Here is a 20491-nt window from a genome sequence, read left to right on the forward strand (position 1 = left end):
TCCTTATTTGCGCCAGAAAGAGGGGAAGAGCAGCACCAGCACGGTAAATATCTCCAGACGTCCGAGCAGCATACAGGCGGTCAGAACCAGTTTTCCGAAGGGGACGATGTGGGCGTAATTGTCCACCGGTCCTACCGACCCTATGCCTGGGCCGATATTGCCAAGAGTGGCTACCACGGAGGCCCCCGCCGAAACCACATCCATTCCCGTCGCCGCCATGAGAAAGGAAGCGAAGACGAAAAGCCCCATATAGAGCGCGAAAAAGCCGAGAATGGCCTGCATGACTTCCCGGTCCACCGGTTGGCCGCTTAGTTTGACGAGACGGATGGCCCGCGGGTGAATAAGGCGGTAGAGGCCGACCATGGCGTGTTTGAAGAGCAACAGGATGCGGGCCACCTTCATGCCGCCGCCGGTGGAGCCGGCACAGCCGCCCACGAACATGAGAAAGAGCAACAGATATTGAGCCAGCACAGACCAGGTCTCATAATCAGCGGTACCAAAGCCGGTGGTGGTGAGAATGGAGGTGGTTTGAAAGGCGCTGTAGCGCAGGTTGTCGACCAGCGAGGTGTAGACGCTGCCATGATTGAGAAAGACGAGAATGGCGGTCACTCCGAGAGTAAGGGCAAGATAGAAGAGGAATTCCTCGTTGCGGTGCAAATCCCGCAGTTTGCCGCGCAGGGCCTGAAAGTGCAGGGCAAAGTTGACCCCGGCCAGGAACATGAAGAAGGTGATTACCCAGTCGATGTAGGCGCTGTCGTAGGCGGCCACCGAGGCGTTGCGGGTGGAGAATCCCCCCGAGGACAGGGTCGAAAAAGAGTGGGATAGCGCTTCGTAGAAATTCATGCCCCCCAACATGAGGAGGCCGGTCTCCACCGAGGTCAACAGCACGTAGACCCCCCACAGCAGCTTGGCTGTATCCTGAATGCGCGGCTTGAGACGGTCCGCCGTGGGGCCGGGAACTTCGGCCTTGAACAGCTGCATGCCACCGACCCCCAGCATGGGCAGGATGGCCAGGGACATAACGATGATCCCCATGCCGCCGAGCCACTGGGTCAGCGAACGCCAGAGGAGAACGCTTTCCGGCAGCCCTTCGATGACCGTCAGGATGGTGGCTCCTGTCGTGGTAAAGCCGCTCATGGTTTCGAAGCAGGCATCCACCGGGCTGGCAATGACACCGCTGAAGAGATAGGGGAGGGCGCCGAACAGGGTATAAAAGATCCAGCCGAAGGTGACCACGGCGAAGCCTTCGCGTACGGAGAGTTCTTTTCCCGAGCGGCAGCCGAAGAACATGGCCAGCCCTGAAACCAGGGTGACCAGCGAGGCCAGGCCGAAAGCGGGGGCAGCCCCGTCGCCGAAGTAGAGGGAGAAAGGGATGGGAACAAGGATGGCGGCCGACAAAAAGAGCAGCATGGCCCCGAGAATGCGGAAGGTCAGCAGCAGGTTCATCTATTCAAAAAACCTTTCCACTTTGGCGAGGGCGCCGGGGAGCGCAAAGATAACCACGCGGTCTCCCCCCTTGAGCCGGCTTTCGCCACTGGGGATTTCATAGGTGGTGCCGCGGACAATGGCACCGATGATGGCGCCGGCCGGAAAATGGAGATCCTGCAGGGTCTTGTTTTCAATGCCGCTACCCTGCTTGACTTCGATTTCAAGCACCTCCGAATTGCTCCCTTCGACAGTGGCCAGGGAAATGACCCCGCCGCGTCGTACATATTTGAGAATGGCGCCGGCAGCGGCCAGACGGGGCGAGACGCTCGCGTCGAGACCGAGGGTGGGGGCCAGATTGACCAGTTCCGGGTTGTTGACCAGGGCCAGGGCACGGCGGGCGCCATGTTTTTTACACAGCAGCGAACAGAGAATGTTGGTCTCGTCGTTGTCGGTGACAGCGATGAAGACATCGGCGTTTTCCACGCCCTCGTCGATAAGGGTACGGATATCCGTGCCGTCGGCGTGAATGACCATGGTCCGGCTCAGTTTGGCCGAAAGTTTGTGGCAGCGGTTTTCGTTGCGGTCGACCAGGCGTACGTCAAAACGGCGCTTTTCCAGCATCTCGGCGATGCGCAGACCGATATGGCCGCCCCCCAGAATAAAGATGCGCGGTTTTTTGCTGACCTGTTCCTCCTCCAGTTTGAGCATGTACTGGATTGCCGGCATGTCCCTCTGGTGCGCAAAGATAAAGATGCGATCGCCGGCCTGGATGGTGTCGTCGCCACGGGGAATGATGGTTTTGTCCCCCCGGCTGATTGCCGTGACGACAAAGCGGTAAATGCCACGAATCTCCCCGAGCTCCTTGAGGGTCAGGTCGCAGAGGGGACTCGATTCGCCAATGCGGTAGCCGATGAACTGAATCTGACCTTCGACGAACTCCGCCACATCGAAGGCCCCGGAGCGGCAGGCGATTTTGCTGATCTCCTCGGCCACGGCGTCGTCCGGGTTGATGAGCAGGTCGATGCCCAGTTTTTCTTTGGACAGCACCGCGCCGCCGCCGCTGTATTCGATGCTCTTGACTCGGGCCACCCGGGTGGGGACGTCGTATTCGCGGGCGAGCAGGCAGGCCAGGATGTTGACCTCGTCCATGTCCGTGACGGCAATGAAAATGTCCGTATCTTTGATGCCGGCCTGTTCGAGGGATTCGGCGCTGGCACCGTTGCCGACAATCCCCATGACGTTCAGACGGTCCTGGGTGCGCTGAAGATGGTCGCTGTCGCGGTCGATAAGAGTGACCTCATGCCCTTCAAGGCTGAGTCGCTCGCAGAGAAAATAGCCGACCTGTCCGGCTCCGATTATAAGTATCTTCATGGGGTCCGTTGCTTAGAGGTTGAAAGTTTGCCGTATTTTGCGCTAATAGATGGCATACTTTGGATTATTGTGCAAGATGAGCCATTTTTACGAAGGGATTTTCATGGATTTTTTTGGGGACGTATCGGAAGAAGATATCCGCCGGGAGCGCGCCAAAGCCCGTGAGCTGCGCCAGAGCCAATGGTGGAAAAACCGCATCGCTGCCGGGCGCTGTTATTATTGCGGGGCCGAAGTCCCCCCCAAAGAGCTGACGCTGGATCATATCGTCCCCCTTGTTCGGGGTGGCCGCAGCACCAAGGGCAACTGTGTGCCGGCCTGCAAGGAGTGCAACAGCAAAAAGCAGAGCCTTTTGCCCCTGGAGTGGGAGGATTACCTGGCCCATCTGCAGTCGCAGAAATAGCCGCACCCGCTCCCTTTTCTACAGCTCCTCGAAAAAATCCTCGTCGTCCTCCTCCGTGTCGCCCTCGTTAAAATCATCATCGAGAAAGCGCTCCAGAAAACGCTGATTGTCGCGAATGCGCCGGTCCACTTCGCGCTGCAGTTCTGCCAGTTCGGGGAAGCGCTCTTCCACCGCTTCTTCCTGGACGCCCTCCCGCGGGGACGCTTCGAGGTGTTCGCCGTTCTTTTCGTTAACCATGGCGGTACTCCTGGGTACTGCGATAGAGGTGCAGATAGTCCTGGGCCGACCGAGTCCAGGAAAAATCCTGTTCCATGCCGCGCTTGACCAGGCGCAGCCAGGCGCGCCGGTTCTCATAGAGTGAAAGGGCGCGATCGAGGCTCGCCAGCAGGGCGGCGGGCGTCGGTTCGTCGAAGACAAAGCCGTTGGCGCGCTGGGGGTCGTCTTGCGGGTCATGCACCGTGTCGGCCAGGCCGCCTGTACGGCGCACCAGGGGCAGGCTACCGTAACGCAGGGCGATAAGCTGTCCCAGACCGCAGGGTTCGTACAGGCTGGGCATGAGAAAGAGATCGCTGCCGGCATAGATGCGTCGGGCCAGACCGTCGTCAAAGCCCAGGTGGATAAAGACACGTCCGGGGGCCTTGTTCCGCAAGCGTTCAAACCGATCCGTGTGGATTTTCTCACCGCTGCCGAGCAGAACGAATTGCAGGTCGCGTTCGAGCATGTGCTGCCAGGCACCTTCTACGATATCGAGGCCCTTCTGCGTGTCCAGCCGAGTGACCATGGCCACCAGAGGGACGTTCATCTGCGTGTCCAGGCCAAGGGCTTTTTGCAGGGCTCTTTTATTGCTCTTCTTGCCGTGGAGGTTGGCGGAGCTGTAGTTGACAGGCAGAGCCGAGTCGATGGATGGATCCCACTGTTTGCTATCGAGACCGTTGAGGATGCCGCTGACGTCCTGCTGACGCGAACGCAGGATGCCATCAAAGCCGATTCCCATCTCGGGAGAGAGGATTTCGTCCCGGTAGGTGGGGGAGACGGTGTTGATTTTGTCGGCATAGACAATTCCCCCCTTGAGAAAAGAGACCTGACCATAGTATTCCAGCGCCTCCGTGGCAAAGAGCGAGGGTGGCAGGCTCAGAGATTCCAGGGTGGTGGCCGGGAAGAGACCCTGGTAGCCGAGGTTGTGGATGGTCAATAGGGTCCCCATAGACGAATAGAAGGGATCGTTGCGCAGCTCGGTGCGCAGCAGCACGGGGATCAGCCCAGTCTGCCAGTCGTTAAGGTGAATGACGTCTGGACGGAAATCGAGCCGACGTAAAAAAGCGAGTGCCGCCCGGCAGAAAAAGCCGAAGCGTTCGGCATTGTCCGTGTAATCTCCCGCCGGTGTTCCGTACAGGCCCTCGCGGTCAAAAAACTTCTGGTTTTCTATGAAGTAGACGGTGACCCCCTCAAGAGTGGTCTGGCGCAGCAGCCCCTTGTGTTCCTGTCCCGCCATGGCAATTTCCACGCTTTTGCGACTCTTCTGCAGAGCAAAGCCGCCGCGCTGGATGCTCTGGTAGCAGGGAAGCATGACGCGGACATCGTGGCCCAAGCGCCTGAGCGCCTGCGGCAGGGAGCCGGCAACATCGGCCAGTCCGCCGGTTTTGGCGTAGGGAGCGACTTCGGAGGAGACCAACAGAATTTTCATGGTGTGGCACCTTTCCCAACAGAAACCTTATGCGAGCAAAGGTTTTTACCCCATGCTCAGAAATTTATCAAGCCGGTAGCCGGCTTTTGCCGCGCGCCGCCGCCATTCTTCAGTCTGCTGGAAACATGCGGCCGCGAAATCAGGGAAGGTCGCCTCGGCGTCGTCGTAGGTAACGACGGCCGTAAACAGAAGACCGGTAAGAAGATCATCAAAACGCTCCTGACGGAACCACTGCACACCCTCGTGCCAGTGAAGGGCCAAAAAGCGGGCGACAGGTTCTTCCCCCAACAGGCGCGATACATCAGGGATGGGCTGGTCCCGCCAGAAATCCTGGTATCGCACCAGCAGAGGGAGCAGGGCGAGGTCAGGTTCTTTGTCCTTGGCGTCCAGATGGCGGCGCAGAGCGTCGTCAAGCCGAAATCTCAGGAGCAGGGCAACCGCATCCTCGGGACTTGCAGGCGACTTTTCCAGATGGCCGAGACGGTGCAAAAGAACAAACGGCAGGACGATCCGCTCCAGCCAGTTCTGATCCTCTGTCGACAGCAGCTTTTTGCGCAGACCGCTGAAGGCTTCCTTCTGGACTTTTTTGCGACCGCTGCGGGCCAGCCGGGTAGCAAGACGGCCTGTTTCTTCCTGCAGAATGCGGCCGGATTTCTGGTCTGGTGACGGCCCCCTGGAGAAGGTGTCGATTTCAATGAAAAGGGCCATCGCCGCCTCGGCGAAGCGCCGGGTCACTTGCGCGGGAGAAGGTGTCGGTCCGCCAAGCAGCAGGTTGCGCAGCTCGGCGCTCTGTTCGGGGGCGAGGGCACGACCAAGAAGCCGGTGGATTGAGGCGAAGCGCAGTCGATCCCGTTCCAGATCGAGATCCTTCGCCGGCTGGCCTGCCAGCTGCCCGTGCAACTGCTCCCAGGAGCCGTCGTCGTCCTCGAAGACGCGAAAATCGAGAAAGACGCGATAGTCGTAGGCCGGCAGCTGAAGGTAAAGACCACTATGCCGCAATTCGTCACTCTTCTGCAGGTATTCGAGCCCGCTGTGATGATCACGGAAACGCAGGAAGCTCCTGGCCCCCTCACCGGCCCCCAGGACCTCGGCCAGGGAGAGGCGTTCGCTGACCAGATCTCCCTTGTCATTGGGTACCAGGCGCGAGGTCGAATGCTGCAGCCAGCCGCCGGTCTCGGCGAAACGGTTGTGGTAGACGACCAGCGCTCTCTCGGAACCGGCCTGGTTGCTGTAGGCGAGTACATCCTCGTTGACCTGGCCGCCGCTGGTGAAGTCGAAGAGACGGAAATGAGCCGATTCGCTGAAAAGGTATCGCTTTTTGAGCAGCGGAAAGATCTGCTGTTCATGGTGGTGGATGAACCCCTTGTCAGGGCTCTCGTCCCAGTAGGCGCGGCGGTATTCCATGCCGTACTTCTCGCGCAGTCCCTCAATCTGACCGTGCCCGAACATGGGCAGTCCCGGCAGAGTGGCCAACAGCATGGCGACGCCGAAGTACTTGTCATCCTTTCCGAATTGTTCGACGGCGGTGGCTTCGTCGGGGTTGTTCATGAAGTTGACGAAGCGCTTGAGGATCTCAGGATTGAACTCAAGGACGTTTTTGATGACCGTACGGTATTTGGCGTTTTCCTCGCGCTTGAGCATGTTCATGAACGCGCTGTTGTAGACCCGGTGCATGCCGAGGGTGCGTACGAAGTAACCTTCCATGAGCCAGAAGGCTTCGGCGATGAGCAGGGTGTCCGGCACTTCCGCCGCCACCCGGTCGACCACGTCCCGCCAGAATTCCTGCGGGAAGACCTGTTCGAAGGCGGCTGGCGCCATGGCATGCTCAGCCCGGCTGGGGACGCCGGCGCCGCCGCCGGGCTGGGGGAACCACAGACGCTGGAAGTGTTTCTTGGCCAGGGTCATGGCTGCGTCGAAGCGGATGACGCGGAAGCGGCGGGCGATGGAGAGGATCGTCTGGATCATGGCCTCGCGTACCTGGGGGAGCAGGTAATTGAGCTGGGCGGTGTCGTTCCACGGCATGTGGGTACCGTCGTTGCCGTGGTAGATGAAGCGTACCTGGCCGTTGCGGCGATCCTCGTAGCGGAAGACCACGGCGGCATCGCTGTGATCGTAGTAGCCGTCTTCGATCTGCAGGCAGATGTCACTATCGTCGGAGAGATCGGGTCCGCTGAAACGATAGGCCGGGTACGGGGGGTGGTCGAGCTGGACGAACCAGTCGGGATGCTCCTTGATCCAGCGTGAGTAGAGTCCGGTGTGATTGGGGACCACGTCGCTGGCCAGGCGAATCCCCCGGCGCCGGCAGCGCTCCTCCAGGTCGGCCAGGGCCGCGTCCCCGCCGAGATCAGAGGCAATCTGGTAGTCATAGAGGGAATAGGCCGAGGCCGAGGCTTCGGGGTTGCCGCGGATCTGCTTGATTTTACGGGAAGCGGGGGAGCGTTCCCACAGGCCGATGAGCCACAGGGAGGTGAAGCCCCAGCGGGCCAGCCGGTCGAGTTCCTCGTCGGGGATGGCGTCGAGCCGGGTGATGGCGCGGCCGTAGCGGCGGCTGAGCTGGTCGAGCCACACATAGGTCGATTTGGCCATGAGTACCACGTTGGCCATCCAGTCGGCGTCGGCGGAAAAAGCCTCGTATTCCTCCGGGCCCTGTGCGAAAGAGGGAACGGGCACTTCGCCGGGGCCGCCGTCGCGGCTGACGTTCTCTTCGGCGATGACATCAAAGGCGACGGTGATATCCGCCAGCAGATCTTCCGGCAGGAGGCTGCCCCAGGTCTGCCGGATGATCGCGAGCTGGCCCTCCAGGGAATCCGGGGAGGCCTTGAGAGGTGCCTGCAGCAGGGTACGCAGGGAGCCGCCTAGCGGGTCGTCCAAGGGGCCGCCCAGAAGGCCGGGGGCACTTTCCTCGGCCAGCCAGCGGTCGAGACGTTCCAGCACATTGAGATAGGCTGAACTCTGACGCAGGTCGACGTCATCGAACAGGGGCAGCGCCCAGGCTGCCGCCCGATTGCCCATCTGAATGGACAGGATATACATCTCCAGCAGCGCCTGGTGACGCTGCCTGCCCTGCGAAGGGCTGAAAATTTCTGTGGCCGGCGTCTTGGCAGATTCCTTGGCCGGCGGATAAAGACGCACAAAGTCATGCAGCGTTTTCCGCAGTTCGGGAAGCGCCATGGCGCCATGAGCCGCTTCGACCCCCGCGGGTTCAACGCGAACCTGGCGTTCCCTCAGATAGACCTGGCTGACGGCGCGGAAGGCCCGATTGAGAAGGGCGAGCAGGTAGAGTTGTCCAGCACTGCCCTTAAACCCGGCGTCCCGGCGCTGAAGCCGGTCAGCCAAGGTGCGCAGAGGAAAGAGGGCGGTGGGACGACTCTCTTCCAAGTCCTCTGGCAGCTCCAGTTCCTGGCGGGCTTTGTCGGAAATCTGCAGGGACAGGGGGAAATATTCAGGGTACTTGCGATGAGGGATCATGATCCTTCCAGGTGGTTGAAAATCAATCAATAGGTGATCGTCGGGTCGGCGTCGCGAAGAAAACGGGCGGCCACTTCCGGCGGGGTGGGATTCATGTAAAAGCCCGTACCCCACTCGAAGCCGGCGATCTTGGTCAACCGCGGCACCAGTTCAATGCGCCAGTGAAAGTCATAGGGGAGGGATCCCCAATAGGCCGGTTTGCCCAGGCGCAGATGCATGGGGGGCGCATTGTGCAGAACGAAATTGTAGGGCGGATCGCGCAGGACGCTGCGTAGTCGTAACAGGGTGTCCTTGAGGATTTCGGCCAGAATGACCAGTTCCCGATCGGTCAGCAGGGCGAAATCGTGACTGTGATGACGCGGAATGATGTTGAGTTCAAAAGGGAAGTGGGAGGCATAAGGGGCCAGTACGACGAATTCCTCGTTGCTGCGCACGATGCGCTCGGCGGTTTCCAGTTCCTGGCGCAGGATGTCACAGAGCAGGCAGCGTTCTTTGCGCTCATAGTATTCACGGCACACGGACAGCTGGGTGGTAGCCACGGGGGGCGTGATGGGAACCGCCATAAGCTGGGAATGGGAATGGGGAATGCCGGCTCCGGCTTCGACGCCATGGTTCTTGAAGATGATGATATAGCGGAAGCGTGGGTCCTTGCGCAGGTCCATCAGGCGGGCCCGATAGGCGCGCAGCACGTTGGTGATTTCGGCCGGAGTGAGGTCGGCGAGCTGGCGGTCATGATCCGGCGTTTCGATAATGACCTCGTGAGCGCCGATGCCGTTCATGGCATCGAAGAGGCCGATCCCCCGCTTTTCGAGGTCGCCTTCAATACGCAGGGCCGGATATTTGTTGGGGATGACCCGTACCTGCCAGCCGGGCGTGTCGGGGCGGCTGCCATCAGGACGGATGGCGAAAATCTCGTGGGTGGTCTTGCTCTCGCGGCCGTAGCAGAAGGGGCAGGCGGTCAGGCTGACCTCTTCTCGTTCGAGGATATAATCGCGAGGGCGGCGGCCTCGTTCATTGGAGATGATCACCCAGCTCATTTTCAGGGGATCCCAGCGAAGTTGCGACACGGCAAAATCCTTTCTTTCGGTTCGGTCACGCTAGGCGTCGGTAATCAGACATACCACTCATCGGCATCAAGCTCTTCACCCCGGTACTGCAGGGTGAGCGGTCCTTCGGCCGGCCAGCGGGCGGTTTCTTCATTGTCCACCAGTAGATGGATGGAGAGATTCAGGGCTTTCCCCGTGGCAAGCTTCAGGGGGGCCAGGGGGATGGCCATTTCCACGATATGGTCGCAGGCGCCTTCTCCCTCGGCGGCGATGGCCTCCTCGCCAGGCCGCTGCAGCGTGAGAGTCTGTTGCAGCGGATCGAGACGGGCAATCCAGTCCTCCTGACCGGCCAGTCGAATCTCCAGGTAGCCGCACGCCCCGATGAGGCTGGGCAGGTGCTCCTGCGGGTCCAGGCGCAGATAGAGGTGCTTGCGATCGTAGCCGAAGAGGAGCATCGAAAACTGGCGATGGGAAGCATGCATGGCACCACCGGCGGAAAGATCGGCCGCTCCGGCCGCCAGCCATTCGAAATAGTCGTTGACCCGGCCGTCAATGACCGGAGTGAAAAGGGCCGTGGGTTCATGAACCAGCCCTTTGCGGTGAAGCGGCTTGATGACGCTGTGCAGGTGTTGGGGCACCGTTTGCCCGTCGGCCCGATAGACCGCTTCGAGATGACGACGGAAGAGGCGATCGAAAAGATCGGCCTGTTCGGTGGAATGGTCGTCGCCGTACCACCAGAACCAGTCGCTTCCTTCGGCGCGCAACAGGTGCAGGGCTTTTTCAGGCAGATTATTCGCCTCCCAGTCGACGGGAGTCTGATCTCCCAGAGTGTCCCGCCGGGCTCGCTCCAGCCACTCCCAGGCGGTGTTTTCTTCGGCATGGCCGATCCAGATGGAGAAGTCGCTATTGATCCAGGACCCCGGGGCCAGTCGGGACAGAGGTCGTCCCGGCGAGCTGGCAATAGCTTCGGAAACGGTCGTCATGCGCAGCGAAGGCTCCTGCTGCAGGCGGCTGTAGAGGGCGGACAGGAAAGGGTAACCGTTGTCCTGGTAGCGTTCCCAGCAGTTTTCGCCGTCAAGAATGAGGGCAACGACACCGCCAGGGTGCTTCCGGGCTAGGTTTTTCAGGTGTCCGGTCAGGTCGGCAGCGGCTCTCTCCGGCTCCCAGTGCGCATAGACAAAACCGATGCGGTCGGAGAGTTCGCGGTCGCGAAAGAGTAACGGCAGCTCTTCGAAACGGCTTGGAGCATAGAGGGCCTCCCCCAGGTCAATGCCTTCATCCAGGCTTTTGGCGAGAATCCCTTCGTCCGAGGCGGCCCAGAGCACGCCCTCCTCCTTGAGGATGCGTAGAACTTCTGCGCTGACCGCCCCTTCCGAAGGCCACATGCCGCGGGGTCGTTTCCCCAGGCGTCGGGCGATGAAGTCCAGGCCGTAGCGCACCTGCAGACGGGCATCTTCGGGATGCCTGAAGGTGGCACCGGGGAGCTGGATGCCGGGGGTGGCCTCCCGGGCAATAGCTGTCTGGCACAGCAGCGGCAGAATGGGGTGCGCGTAGGGGGTAACCGAAATCTCGATCAGTCCGGCTTGTTCCATCTGCCGGTACAGTTCGATGACGCCAGCCACCTCTTCATCGTAAAGGTCGAGCAGCTGCAGCTTGTCCTGTTCGCTGAAATTCTCTCCCTTCTCCAGCAAATAGGGAATAAACGCCTGTTCCCGGCGCAGATGGTGCCCCGACCAGGCCAGCAGAAACCAGACCTGCAGATCGCGCAACTCCTGATCGCTGAACATTTCCGGGGAGGCGGCCAACCGGGTGCTGCCCCTTTTTTGGGCCAGTTGCCGGTAGCGAGGGTAGGGGAGAATATGGCGCTCGCCGTGTACGGAAAAAAACTGGGTCAGTACAAAGCGGCGTTCGTCCGTGTCCATCTGCCGCGGGTCTTTGCGGGCCGCCTCCAGCCATTGATCATCGGCTTCTCCCGTTGCATAACGTTCCAGCTGTTCCACCAGGGTCGGTACAAGGTTGAAAGTCATGCGGGCACCCGGAAATTCCCGGGCGGTTTTCAGCATCTCCCCGTAGTCCTTGACCGCATGCAGGTAGGTCCAGGGCATGAGGATGCGGCCGGAAACGGGATCCCGGTAATCGGGCTGGTGCATGTGCCAGATGAGGGCAACGTTGAGCTGGGGCATGGCGGTCTTTTCCATCGTGGGGGTGTGATCCCGGTTATTTCAAGGCCTTGGTCAGTTCCAGTTTCCAGCTTTCAAACCGGTCCAGGTACTGGTCGAGCAGCTCCTGAGCTCTGGCGGGTTCATCGGCCTCGGAAATGATATGCACCAGCGGCTGATGCTGGTCAGGCAGCAGCAACACCCAGTCATCGCCCAGGCTGACCTTGACGCCATCAATAAAAGAGGCTTCCTGATCGACGGAGTCTTCACTCATTTTGCGCATGATGCCGCCTTTGATTTCCCAGGAGCAGGGTCTTACGGCATGGCGATACTGGCGCAGGGGAATGCTTTTTCTCACCTGGCTAAGGGTTTGCCCACTGCGGGCCAGCATCTCCAGGGTTTTGGCCGCCGTGAAGAGGGCGTCGAAGTTGGACTGGAAGACGGGGAAGGCAAAGCGTCCGTCCATGCCACCGGTCAGCAGGGTGTGGCGCTCCTTGCCGGCCTCGACCAGCGAGCGTCCGTCGGCCTTGGTCCGTTTGACGGTCAGGCCGCTTTCCATGGCCAGGGTCTCCACGCCCTGAGGGGCGGAGACGGGAATGGCCAGCGTTCCCCTTTTTTCCGTACGGCATACCAGGGCCGACAGGCAGAGCAGCGCCTCCATATCCGACAGCAAGGTCCCGGTTTCATCGATCAACGTGACGCGTTCGCCGGAGGGGCCGATCCAGAATCCCGCCGCTGCCTCCAGGGTGACAACGATGCGCGCCAGCTGTTCGAGGGAACGCTGCTGCTGATCGGGAGCGCTGCCGGTGGGGCTTTCCATGACATGGGAATTGAGCTCGATGACTTCGCAGCCGAGGGTTGTCAGTAAGGTTGGCAGCAGTTCGCTGGCGGGGGAATGGTTGAGGTCGAGGACCACTTTGGGAGCGGCTTTGCGCAGGATGTCGCCTTCGAGGGCCCGCAGGAAGCCCTCGCGATAATAGTCGTAAATGCGGGGGATTTCATCGATGCCGCCCGGCTCGGAGTAATGAACCCGGCGGAAATTTTCCTTGAAATAGATGCGTTCAATCCCTTTGGCCGCCGACGAGGAGACTTCCACGCCATCGGCATCATAGAAGATGATCTCCGTGGCCGAGGGATCCTTGGGCGACTGACGGAAATGGACGCCCCCCACCTCGCCGAAGGTGGTCAGCTTGTAGCGCAGTACCGGCAGCGGGATCATCTTGGTGTCCCGCACGTTGACCCCGGTAGAGAGCAGCCCCCCCACGAAGGAACGTTTGAGCATACGCGAAGAACGGATGGCATCACGGCCGGCAAGGATGAAGGCGTCCTTGGGCAGGGTCGAGCCGTAGGCCGCTCCCAGCTTGGCCGCAAACTCCGGCGTCAGTTCTACGTTGGTCAGGGCGCTGACCATGGCTCCCTCGAAGAGGTTTTTGCGCCACTTTTCTCCCCAGATCAGATTGGTGGTGACGATGGAGCCGCCCTCGATCACCTTGAGGGGCCAGACCTTGACATCTTTTTTGATGTAGGCTTCGTCTCCGATGGTTGTTCCGTCCCCGACGACAGCGCCCTCTTCCACCACGACGCCATGACCGGCCCGCACGCTGTGACAGAGGACGGCCCCGCGCACACGACAGTCCTTGCGCAGGTAGACATTGTCCCAAAGGATGGCGTCTTCCAGTTCGACTCCGTCCTCAATCAGACAGTTGCGTCCTACCACGCAGTTTTTCAGCCTGGCGGTGCCCTGTACTTTGGTGTTGTCCCCGATAATCACCATCCCCTCAAAGCGGGACAGACTCTGGTCGGCGATCTGGGCTTCCTCGCCGATATGGATGTCCGCTTTCCCCGGGGCCGCCTTTTCCCGGAGGCCGACGGTCACCTTGTGCTGGAAGATATCCCGACAGGATTCGATATAGGAATCGGTATTGCCGATATCGGCCCAATAGCCGCTGAGGGTGCAACCGTAGAGGGGGGCCTTTTTCTGGAGCATCAGAGGGAAGATGTCTTTGGACCAGTCGCGGTTCTCTCCTTCGGGAATCAGTTTGAGCACTTCGGGTTCAAGAACATAAATGCCGGTGTTGATGGTGTCGGAAAAGACCTCGCCCCAGCCCGGTTTTTCCAAAAACTTGGTGATCTGGCCTTCCTTGTTGGTAATAACGACGCCGAACTGTAGAGGGTCGGTGACCGAGGTCAGGGTGATGGTGGCCAGCGCCTTCTTCTCTTCGTGAAAAGCCAGTACCTGGGAGAGGTCGAAATCGGTCAGCAGGTCACCGCTGATGATGAGAAAACGTTCGTCCAGAAATTTTTCGGCGGCTTTGACGGCGCCGGCGGTGCCGAAATCTTCCAGTGGGGTCACGTAGGTGATGCGCACTCCGAACTCGCTGCCGTCGCCAAAGAAGTTCTTGATCACCATCGGCTGGTGGTAAAGCAGCAGAATGAGCTCGTCGATGCCATGTCGTTTCAGCAGTTCGATAATGTGTAGTATGATCGGCCGGTTGATCAGGGGGATCATGGGCTTGGGCAGGTTGATGGTCAGGGGCTGAATGCGGGTGCCGAATCCTCCGGCCATAAGAACTGCTTTCATGGAAGCTTTCTCCTTTTAGCGACGATAGGTGCGGGTCGAATGTGGATCAGTGTTTTTTGGCCAGAGCCTTGCGGATTTCCTCCTTGAGCTCGGAAAGGTCCGAACTCTTTACCACATAGGCGTCGGCCAGCCAGGAGGAAAAATCATCTTTGTAACAACTGAAAGCGGTGCACAGGATCACCGGCAGGTTGCCTTTATCCTTGACGATCTTCTGCAGCAGCTGCAGACCGCTTTCCCCTTTCATCTGAATGTCGAGAACGACCAGGTCGAAATCTTTTTTCTGCAGCAGCTCAGCCGCTTCGCTGCCGCTGCCAGCCGATTCCACCTGGTAGCCTTCGTCTTCGAGTTCGGTCTTGTAGAGATAGCGGATGTCGCGTTCGTCATCAACAACCAGGATACGTGCCATGAAATTCCTCCCCTCGGTGCGTTTTATAGTTTAAAGCGGATGCAAAAGCTGGTTCCCCTGCCCTGTTCGCTGAAGATCTCAAACGCCGCATTGTGCCCTTCCAAGATGCGGGCGCACAGCGGCAAACCAAGGCCCGTCCCCTGTTCCTTAGTCGAAAAAAACGGCGTCGTCACGTTCTTGATCTCTTCCGGGCTCATTCCCGGGCCGGTGTCCTTCACTGTCAGGATGACTTCCTCGTGTCCTCTGGCGGTATGGAGGGTTATGCTGCCGCCCTTGGGCATGGCTTCCACCGCGTTATTCAACAGGCTGCGCAGGCAGTAGGTGATCTTTTTGTAGTCCAGCACCACCTGCGGCAGGTCTGGTGCCAGCTCAAGCTGGCAGTCGATGCCGTTTTCGTGCAGGTCGTCTCGCATGCCAGCGTACACTACCGTGACCAGTTGGTTGATGTCCCACCGGTCAAAGGTCGGATGCATCGATTCAGAGTAATTGAGGACTTCCTGCAGAACCTCCTCCAGGTGCTTGGTCTCCCGCACGATGGATTCGATGTAGGCCCGCTTGGCGTCGTCCTCCGTCGTGCTGCGGATGAGCGAGCGGGCAAAGCCGCCGATGATGGTCAGGGGGTTGCGGATGGAATGGGCTACGTTGGCCGTAATCTGTCCCACCAGGGCCATCTTCTCCATGCGCAGAATAATTTCCTGCTGTTGTTTGAGGCGCTCGTTGGCCTCGGTGACGTTGCGCAGCTCTTTCTGCAGGCGTTCGTACAGAGAAGCCCGGCTGATGGCGAAGGTCACCGGCAGGGCGAAGGTTTCCAGCGACTGCCGGTCTTCGTCGGCTATCGGCTGGTTGTTAATGATGTTGTCGGCCAGCAGCAAGCCAACCCGGCGGTCGGTACTGACCATGGGAACCATGACCAGCTCGGTAACTCCCAGAGCTTCGATCTGGGCCGGATCGATATCGGTCTCCTGCCGCAGATCAAGAATGTGGCGAGGGCGGCGTTCGTTGAGAGTACGGACGAAGAGATGATCCTCCTGGCTCAGAGGGACAGTGAGTAGCTGGAGCAAATCGTGGAACTTGGCTTTCTCTTCAGGTAGTTTGGTCTCAAAGAGCATGCGGGCCATCTCGCGCAGCGAACGGTCGGCGTGGGCCAGTTCATTCCAGATGCGCCAGGCATCTTCCCGTTGCCGAGGGCCTACGGCCAGATAGCCTTCGAGGTTCTGGCGCTCCCTGTCCACCAACAGCAGAATGGCCCGGTTGAGGCCAAAGCCCTTGCCGGCGGTAACCGCCGTGAGGGCCATGGTGATAACTTCATCCTTGTCCATGGATGTCTGCAGCACATGGCCGACTTCATTCAGAAAACGTTTTTCCCGATCCCTGACGGCAAGCTGGTGGTCCAGCTGTTTTGTCCTGGCCCGTAGCTGCAGAAGTTCGGCGCAGACGGTGGGGAAAATTTCCGCCATGTCGCCATCGGAACGGCTGAAGGCTTCCACGTCTTCCAGAAAACGTGGGCATTCGAGACAACGCTGCAGAATACGTTGCTGACGGTCATAAAGAAGAGCGCCATCCTCTTCGAGCAGATAGGGACATTGCGCCGGGTCGATTTGTTCGAGATGCCAGCAGCACTGAGGATTCACGGTCATCACCGATCAGAAATCTATTTCAGAAAAATTCATATTTCGCCCAAAGAAAACGTCCAGAAATTATAACAGCCCCAAGAGGTAATGCAATGGAAGTGACTATTGTTTTTTAATGAAAAAAATCCTTTTGGACGCCGCGCAGGCAGGAGGACATCGTGGTTAAATGTTGCTCTCAGCCGGGGGGCGTGGCATAGTCGAGCCCTATGAGTGACCATAAGCGCTACCAACTCTTTTCCCATTTTCTAAAAGACCATTTCGGGGGCAGGGTGCATAAGATCTCGGTGGACGCCGGGTTCTCCTGTCCCAACCGTGGCGGCACCCGCCGGCAACCGGGCTGTCTCTTTTGTGACCCCGGCGGATCGGGCGCGGTCGGCATCGCACGGAGCCTGTCCGTGGCCGAGCAGTTGGAGCAGGGCAAGGAGATCATGGTTCGCAAGTACAAGGCGCAGCAGTTCATCGCCTACTTTCAGCCTTTCTCCAATACCTACGCGCCGCCGCCACGCCTGCGACAGCTCTACGATGAGGCCCTTGGCGTCACCGGCGTGGTGGGGCTGGCCGTCGGCACCCGTCCCGACTGTCTACCGCCGGCGGTCCTCGACCTCCTCGCTGAGTATGATCGGCGTACCACCTTCTGGCTTGAACTCGGACTGCAGACCACGCACGATGCGACCCTGACCTTTTTGCGCCGCGGACACGATTATCAGCGCTTTCTGTTAGCGTATAATGAGGCTAAAGCCAGAGGTTTGAGCGTCTGTGTACATGTGATTCTGGGCCTGCCGGGGGAAAGCCGCGCGCAGATGCTGGCCACGGCCGACGAGATGGCACGTCTGCAGGTCGATGGCATCAAGATCCACCTGCTGCACGTGCTCAAGGGGACACCTCTGGGCGAACTCTACCAGCAGGGGCAGGTTGAAGTGCTGTCGCAAGAGGACTACGTCCAGCTGGCCGTCGATTTTCTCGAACGGCTGCATCCGGAAACACTTATCCACCGTCTTACCGGTGACGGACCACGCGACCTGCTGCTGGCGCCCTTGTGGTCGCTGAACAAGTGGGAAGTGCTCAACGCCATCGACGACGAGCTGCGCCGGCGGGACAGCCACCAGGGAAGTTGCTGTCTGGCAAATATGTGAGGAAAAAAGAGTAAAATACCCCGTACACGCCGTCGGGAGGTTGGCGTCAGGGGCGAAAGGCCGTCAGTTCCACGTTAGGAACGGAGGTTTTCCAGCTCGATGGCTTGCAGTTGTTGCGGCGTGACGTCTTCGGCGCCTCCCCAGGAAATAAGCAGGAGGGAAGCCCAGACGATACCGACAGCGAGGATGAGAAGTCTTTTCATGGCGCGTAAAATATAGAATTTTTCGCCTGAAAGCAAGTCCTTATTAAAAAATCCCCCTTGGATTAATTTCCAGGCCTGCTGTCTTCTTGTCTGTCCGGTCGCGCTGTGGTATTGTTCGTCCCCTGAAAAGGGCCTGATTCTCGCTCCCCTCTTCCATCTGAAGAATTCCCTGAACCTATCCCCTGGCCTGACCATGGATCTACGAACGCTCAACAAAGAACAGCTGGCGGCGGTGCGCCATAGCGAAGGACCACTGCTGCTGCTGGCCGGCGCCGGCTCGGGCAAAACCCGGGTCATTACCTATCGTATCGCCTATCTCCTGCTGGAGAAAGACGAGCGTCCCGAGCATGTTCTCGCCGTTACCTTCACCAACAAGGCAGCCCGCGAAATGAAGGAGCGGGTCCTGGAGCTGGTCGGTCGGGTTAGAAACAAAGGGCTGGTCATCGGCACTTTTCATTCCCTCTGTGTACGTATCCTCAAGGAAGATATCGAGCGCCTCGGCTACAAGAAAAACTTTTCCATCTACGGCGCTGCCGACCAGGCCCGTCTGATCAAGGATCTGCTGCAGGGACTCGATGGCGGTGGCAAGAAATTCGACGCCGACCGGGTGCTCTGGCTCATCTCCGACGCCAAGAACCGGCTGGTGGCTCCCCAGGACTTCGTCGGCCGTTTCCAGGACGAATATGCCTGGGTCGCCGCCGAAATCTATCCGCGTTACCAGCGCGCCCTCAAGGCCTTCAACGCCATCGACTTCGACGACATCATCATGCTTGCCGTCACCCTGTTGCAGAACTATCCCGAGGTGCTGGCCAAATATCAGGAGCGCTTCCGCTATATTCTGGTGGATGAATACCAGGACACCAACGCCGCCCAGTATCTGCTGCTGCGCCTTCTCTCGGGCAAATACCGCAACCTCTGCGTGGTCGGCGACGACGATCAGTCCATCTACGGCTGGCGCGGCGCCGATCTGGGCAACATCCTCGAATTCGAGAAGGATTTCGCCGGCACTACCCTCATCAAGCTGGAACAGAACTATCGCTCGTCGGGGACCATTCTGTCGGCGGCCAACGCGGTCATCCGCCACAACGCCAAACGCAAGGAAAAGGCCCTGTGGACGGCCGGAGACAGCGGCCGTCAGATCGAGCTCATCTGTTGCGAGGACGAGGAAGATGAAGCGCGCCTGGTCATGGAGCGCATCCACGCCGAGCGTTTCCGCCTGAACCTGGAGTACCGTGACTTCGCCATCCTTTACCGCACCAACGTGCAGTCCCGCGCCTTCGAGGAGCAGCTGCGCTACGAGAATATCCCCTACGTCCTGATCGGCGGGCAGCAGTTCTTCGACCGCAAGGAGGTCAAGGACGCCGTGGCCTATCTGCGGGTGCTGGTCAACCCGCGCGACGAGGTCAACCTGCTGCGCATCCTCAATTATCCCCGCCGCGGCATCGGCGAGACCAGCGCCGACCGACTCATCCGTTTTTCTGCTGAACGTAATCTGCCCCTGTGGGAAGTTCTCTGTGCGCCGGGAGAGGTGGAGGAATTGGGGGACAAGGTCGTCGAGGCCGTTGGCGCCTTCGTGGCGCTGATGGACGGCTATCGCCAACGCTTCGCCCGTGGCAGGCGCCTGGCGGAGACAGCCCGGGAGTTTTTCGCCGAGATCAAACTGGAAGACGAGATCTATCGGCAGACGGAAGATCCCGCCAAAGCCAGACGGCGGACCGAAAACGTCGAGGAGGTGGTTAACGCCATGGCCTCCTACGAGGAACGTGAAGAGAAGCCAAGCCTGGCCGGCTTCCTGGAAAAGGTGTCTCTTTTGGATGACGAACATCCGGGGCGCAACGACAAGGAAGCCAAGCTGGCCAGCAACGCCGTGACCCTCATGAGCCTGCATTCCAGTAAAGGGCTTGAATACCCGGTGGTTTTTCTGGTCGGACTGGAGGAGGAATATCTCCCCCATAAAAAATCAATTCACGAGACCTTCGACGTGGATGAGGAGCGCCGGCTCTGCTATGTGGGGATCACGCGGGCCCAGAAGCACCTGGTGCTTCTGCATGCCAAGCAACGGAAAAAGTACGGTAAACTGCTGCCCCGCGTACCCAGCCGTTTTTTGCAGGAGATCCCCGCCGACCTCGTGCAGAAGCAACAGAGCGAGGGCAAGCCGAACCTCCCCGAGGCCGAACAGGAGACGCTGGCCAAGAGCTTTTTTGCCGGTATCGAAGACCTGCTGAAATAGCCGTGCCTAAAAAAGAAGACCGCTCCCCTGCCGGGAGACGGTCCTCTTTTTTTTCAGGATGTCAACAAGTGGTCAGCGCAGGACCAGAAAGAGAACGACCAGGATCACCACAGCGGCGATAATACCAAAAATCGCCTTACTCCCACCGCTGCCCGCCTCAGAACCGGGTTCCTCCAGTTGTCCTACCACGGGAAATCGCTCGATGACCGCGCGTACGTGGGGAGCACTTTTTAATTCGTCGGTAAGGTCGTGTCCGGCCTGGTGAAGCTCTTGATGGTTGCCGCCCTGCCACATCTTGCTGCTGCTGAAATCATAGATTTTGCCATTGACGGCTCCGTAGGCCTTGCGCCCTTCACGGCCATCGAATTTTGCAAGTTCTTCTCTTGTCATGGTTCACTCCTGTCCGGGGCATGAGGGAAGCCTGGTCTGGGGCCAGGCGAATGGGGCTTTTTTCAGCGTGCCGTCATTTTAGCAGAGTTCTCCGGGAGAACAAGTTCACGGAAGTCGGCCGCCCGCACGGAAAGTGGAGCGGACGCGAGGTGGCGCCGACCATTGTGCACACATGTGTGTCAGTCCGTTGCACGGGGGAGGGTACCATCGCCTGTGCGAAAGCAGGTTTTTAATCTCTCTATAAAAAACACTGTTCTGGATTGATTGCAGAAAAAACATGACCTCAAAGGTCATTGTTCTTAAGTGTTCGATATAAATACTGAAATCTTTGACCTGTCGGCACAATTCGTGTATATCCAAG

Annotated in this window: 15 protein-coding genes; 3 read left to right on the plus strand and 12 right to left on the minus strand. The window is 59.3% G+C overall.

Going from position 1 to position 20491, the window contains the following annotated elements; translation table 11 throughout:
- Window positions 1-3: 3 nt before the first annotated feature.
- Complete coding sequence (locus tag AOP6_RS02140; protein ID WP_155874996.1) at window positions 4-1446, minus strand: TrkH family potassium uptake protein; 1443 nt, start codon at window positions 1444-1446, stop codon at window positions 4-6.
- Window positions 1447-2799 (minus strand): Trk system potassium transporter TrkA, encoded by a 1353-nt coding sequence (gene trkA, locus AOP6_RS02145; protein ID WP_155874997.1) that lies wholly within the window; start codon window positions 2797-2799, stop codon window positions 1447-1449.
- 103 nt (window positions 2800-2902) lie between these two features.
- On the opposite strand from trkA, the gene AOP6_RS02150 reads away from it, so the two are divergent.
- Complete coding sequence (locus AOP6_RS02150) at window positions 2903-3199, plus strand: HNH endonuclease (RefSeq protein ID WP_155874998.1); 297 nt, start codon at window positions 2903-2905, stop codon at window positions 3197-3199.
- Window positions 3200-3217: 18 nt separating this feature from the next.
- Here the strand turns inward: AOP6_RS02150 and AOP6_RS02155 are convergent, their stop codons facing one another.
- From AOP6_RS02155 to AOP6_RS02190, 8 genes are read right to left on the minus strand one after another with little or no spacing between them, the layout of a single operon-like run.
- Window positions 3218-3436: a hypothetical protein gene (locus AOP6_RS02155; RefSeq protein ID WP_155874999.1), complete on the minus strand. Its 219-nt coding sequence runs from the start codon at window positions 3434-3436 to the stop codon at window positions 3218-3220.
- Window positions 3429-4883 (minus strand): glycogen synthase GlgA, encoded by a 1455-nt coding sequence (glgA, locus tag AOP6_RS02160; RefSeq protein ID WP_155875000.1) that lies wholly within the window; start codon window positions 4881-4883, stop codon window positions 3429-3431. The genes AOP6_RS02155 and glgA overlap by 8 nt, the downstream gene beginning before the upstream one ends.
- A 45-nt stretch (window positions 4884-4928) precedes the next feature.
- Window positions 4929-8351 (minus strand): alpha-amylase family glycosyl hydrolase, encoded by a 3423-nt coding sequence (locus AOP6_RS02165; RefSeq protein WP_155875001.1) that lies wholly within the window; start codon window positions 8349-8351, stop codon window positions 4929-4931.
- A gap of 26 nt (window positions 8352-8377) precedes the next feature.
- Window positions 8378-9418, minus strand: a complete 1041-nt coding sequence (galT, locus tag AOP6_RS02170) for a galactose-1-phosphate uridylyltransferase (protein WP_155875002.1) — start codon at window positions 9416-9418, stop codon at window positions 8378-8380.
- A 44-nt stretch (window positions 9419-9462) separates the two neighbouring features.
- On the minus strand, window positions 9463-11580 hold the full coding sequence (locus AOP6_RS02175) for a glycoside hydrolase family 57 protein (RefSeq protein ID WP_213194717.1): 2118 nt from the start codon (window positions 11578-11580) through the stop codon (window positions 9463-9465).
- A 34-nt stretch (window positions 11581-11614) separates the two neighbouring features.
- Window positions 11615-14137, minus strand: coding sequence for a mannose-1-phosphate guanyltransferase (locus AOP6_RS02180; RefSeq protein ID WP_155875004.1), 2523 nt, complete (start codon window positions 14135-14137; stop codon window positions 11615-11617).
- A 46-nt stretch (window positions 14138-14183) separates the two neighbouring features.
- Window positions 14184-14543, minus strand: a complete 360-nt coding sequence (locus AOP6_RS02185) for a response regulator (protein ID WP_155875005.1) — start codon at window positions 14541-14543, stop codon at window positions 14184-14186.
- A 23-nt stretch (window positions 14544-14566) separates the two neighbouring features.
- A complete protein-coding gene (locus tag AOP6_RS02190; protein WP_213194718.1) occupies window positions 14567-16174 on the minus strand; it encodes a sensor histidine kinase in 1608 nt (535 codons plus the stop codon).
- 206 nt (window positions 16175-16380) lie between these two features.
- Between AOP6_RS02190 and AOP6_RS02195 the strand changes: the two genes are divergently transcribed.
- Window positions 16381-17307 (plus strand): TIGR01212 family radical SAM protein, encoded by a 927-nt coding sequence (locus tag AOP6_RS02195; protein ID WP_155875007.1) that lies wholly within the window; start codon window positions 16381-16383, stop codon window positions 17305-17307.
- 74 nt (window positions 17308-17381) lie between these two features.
- Here AOP6_RS02195 and AOP6_RS15300 read toward each other — a convergent pair whose 3' ends face one another.
- Entirely contained in the window at window positions 17382-17510 is a 129-nt protein-coding gene (locus AOP6_RS15300) for a hypothetical protein (RefSeq protein WP_256439362.1), read from the minus strand.
- 193 nt (window positions 17511-17703) lie between these two features.
- Here AOP6_RS15300 and AOP6_RS02200 point away from each other — a divergent pair, with 193 nt between their 5' ends.
- Entirely contained in the window at window positions 17704-19740 is a 2037-nt protein-coding gene (locus AOP6_RS02200) for a UvrD-helicase domain-containing protein (RefSeq protein ID WP_155875009.1), read from the plus strand.
- Between the two features lie 72 nt (window positions 19741-19812).
- Here AOP6_RS02200 and AOP6_RS02205 read toward each other — a convergent pair whose 3' ends face one another.
- The gene (locus AOP6_RS02205; RefSeq protein ID WP_155875010.1) at window positions 19813-20130 is read right to left on the minus strand and encodes a cytochrome b5 domain-containing protein; all 318 of its coding nucleotides are present in this window, start codon (window positions 20128-20130) and stop codon (window positions 19813-19815) included.
- Window positions 20131-20491: the final 361 nt, after the last annotated feature.

Origin of the sequence: Desulfuromonas sp. AOP6 (assembly GCF_009731355.2) — a bacterium.
Lineage (GTDB): Bacteria > Desulfobacterota > Desulfuromonadia > Desulfuromonadales > SZUA-540 > SZUA-540.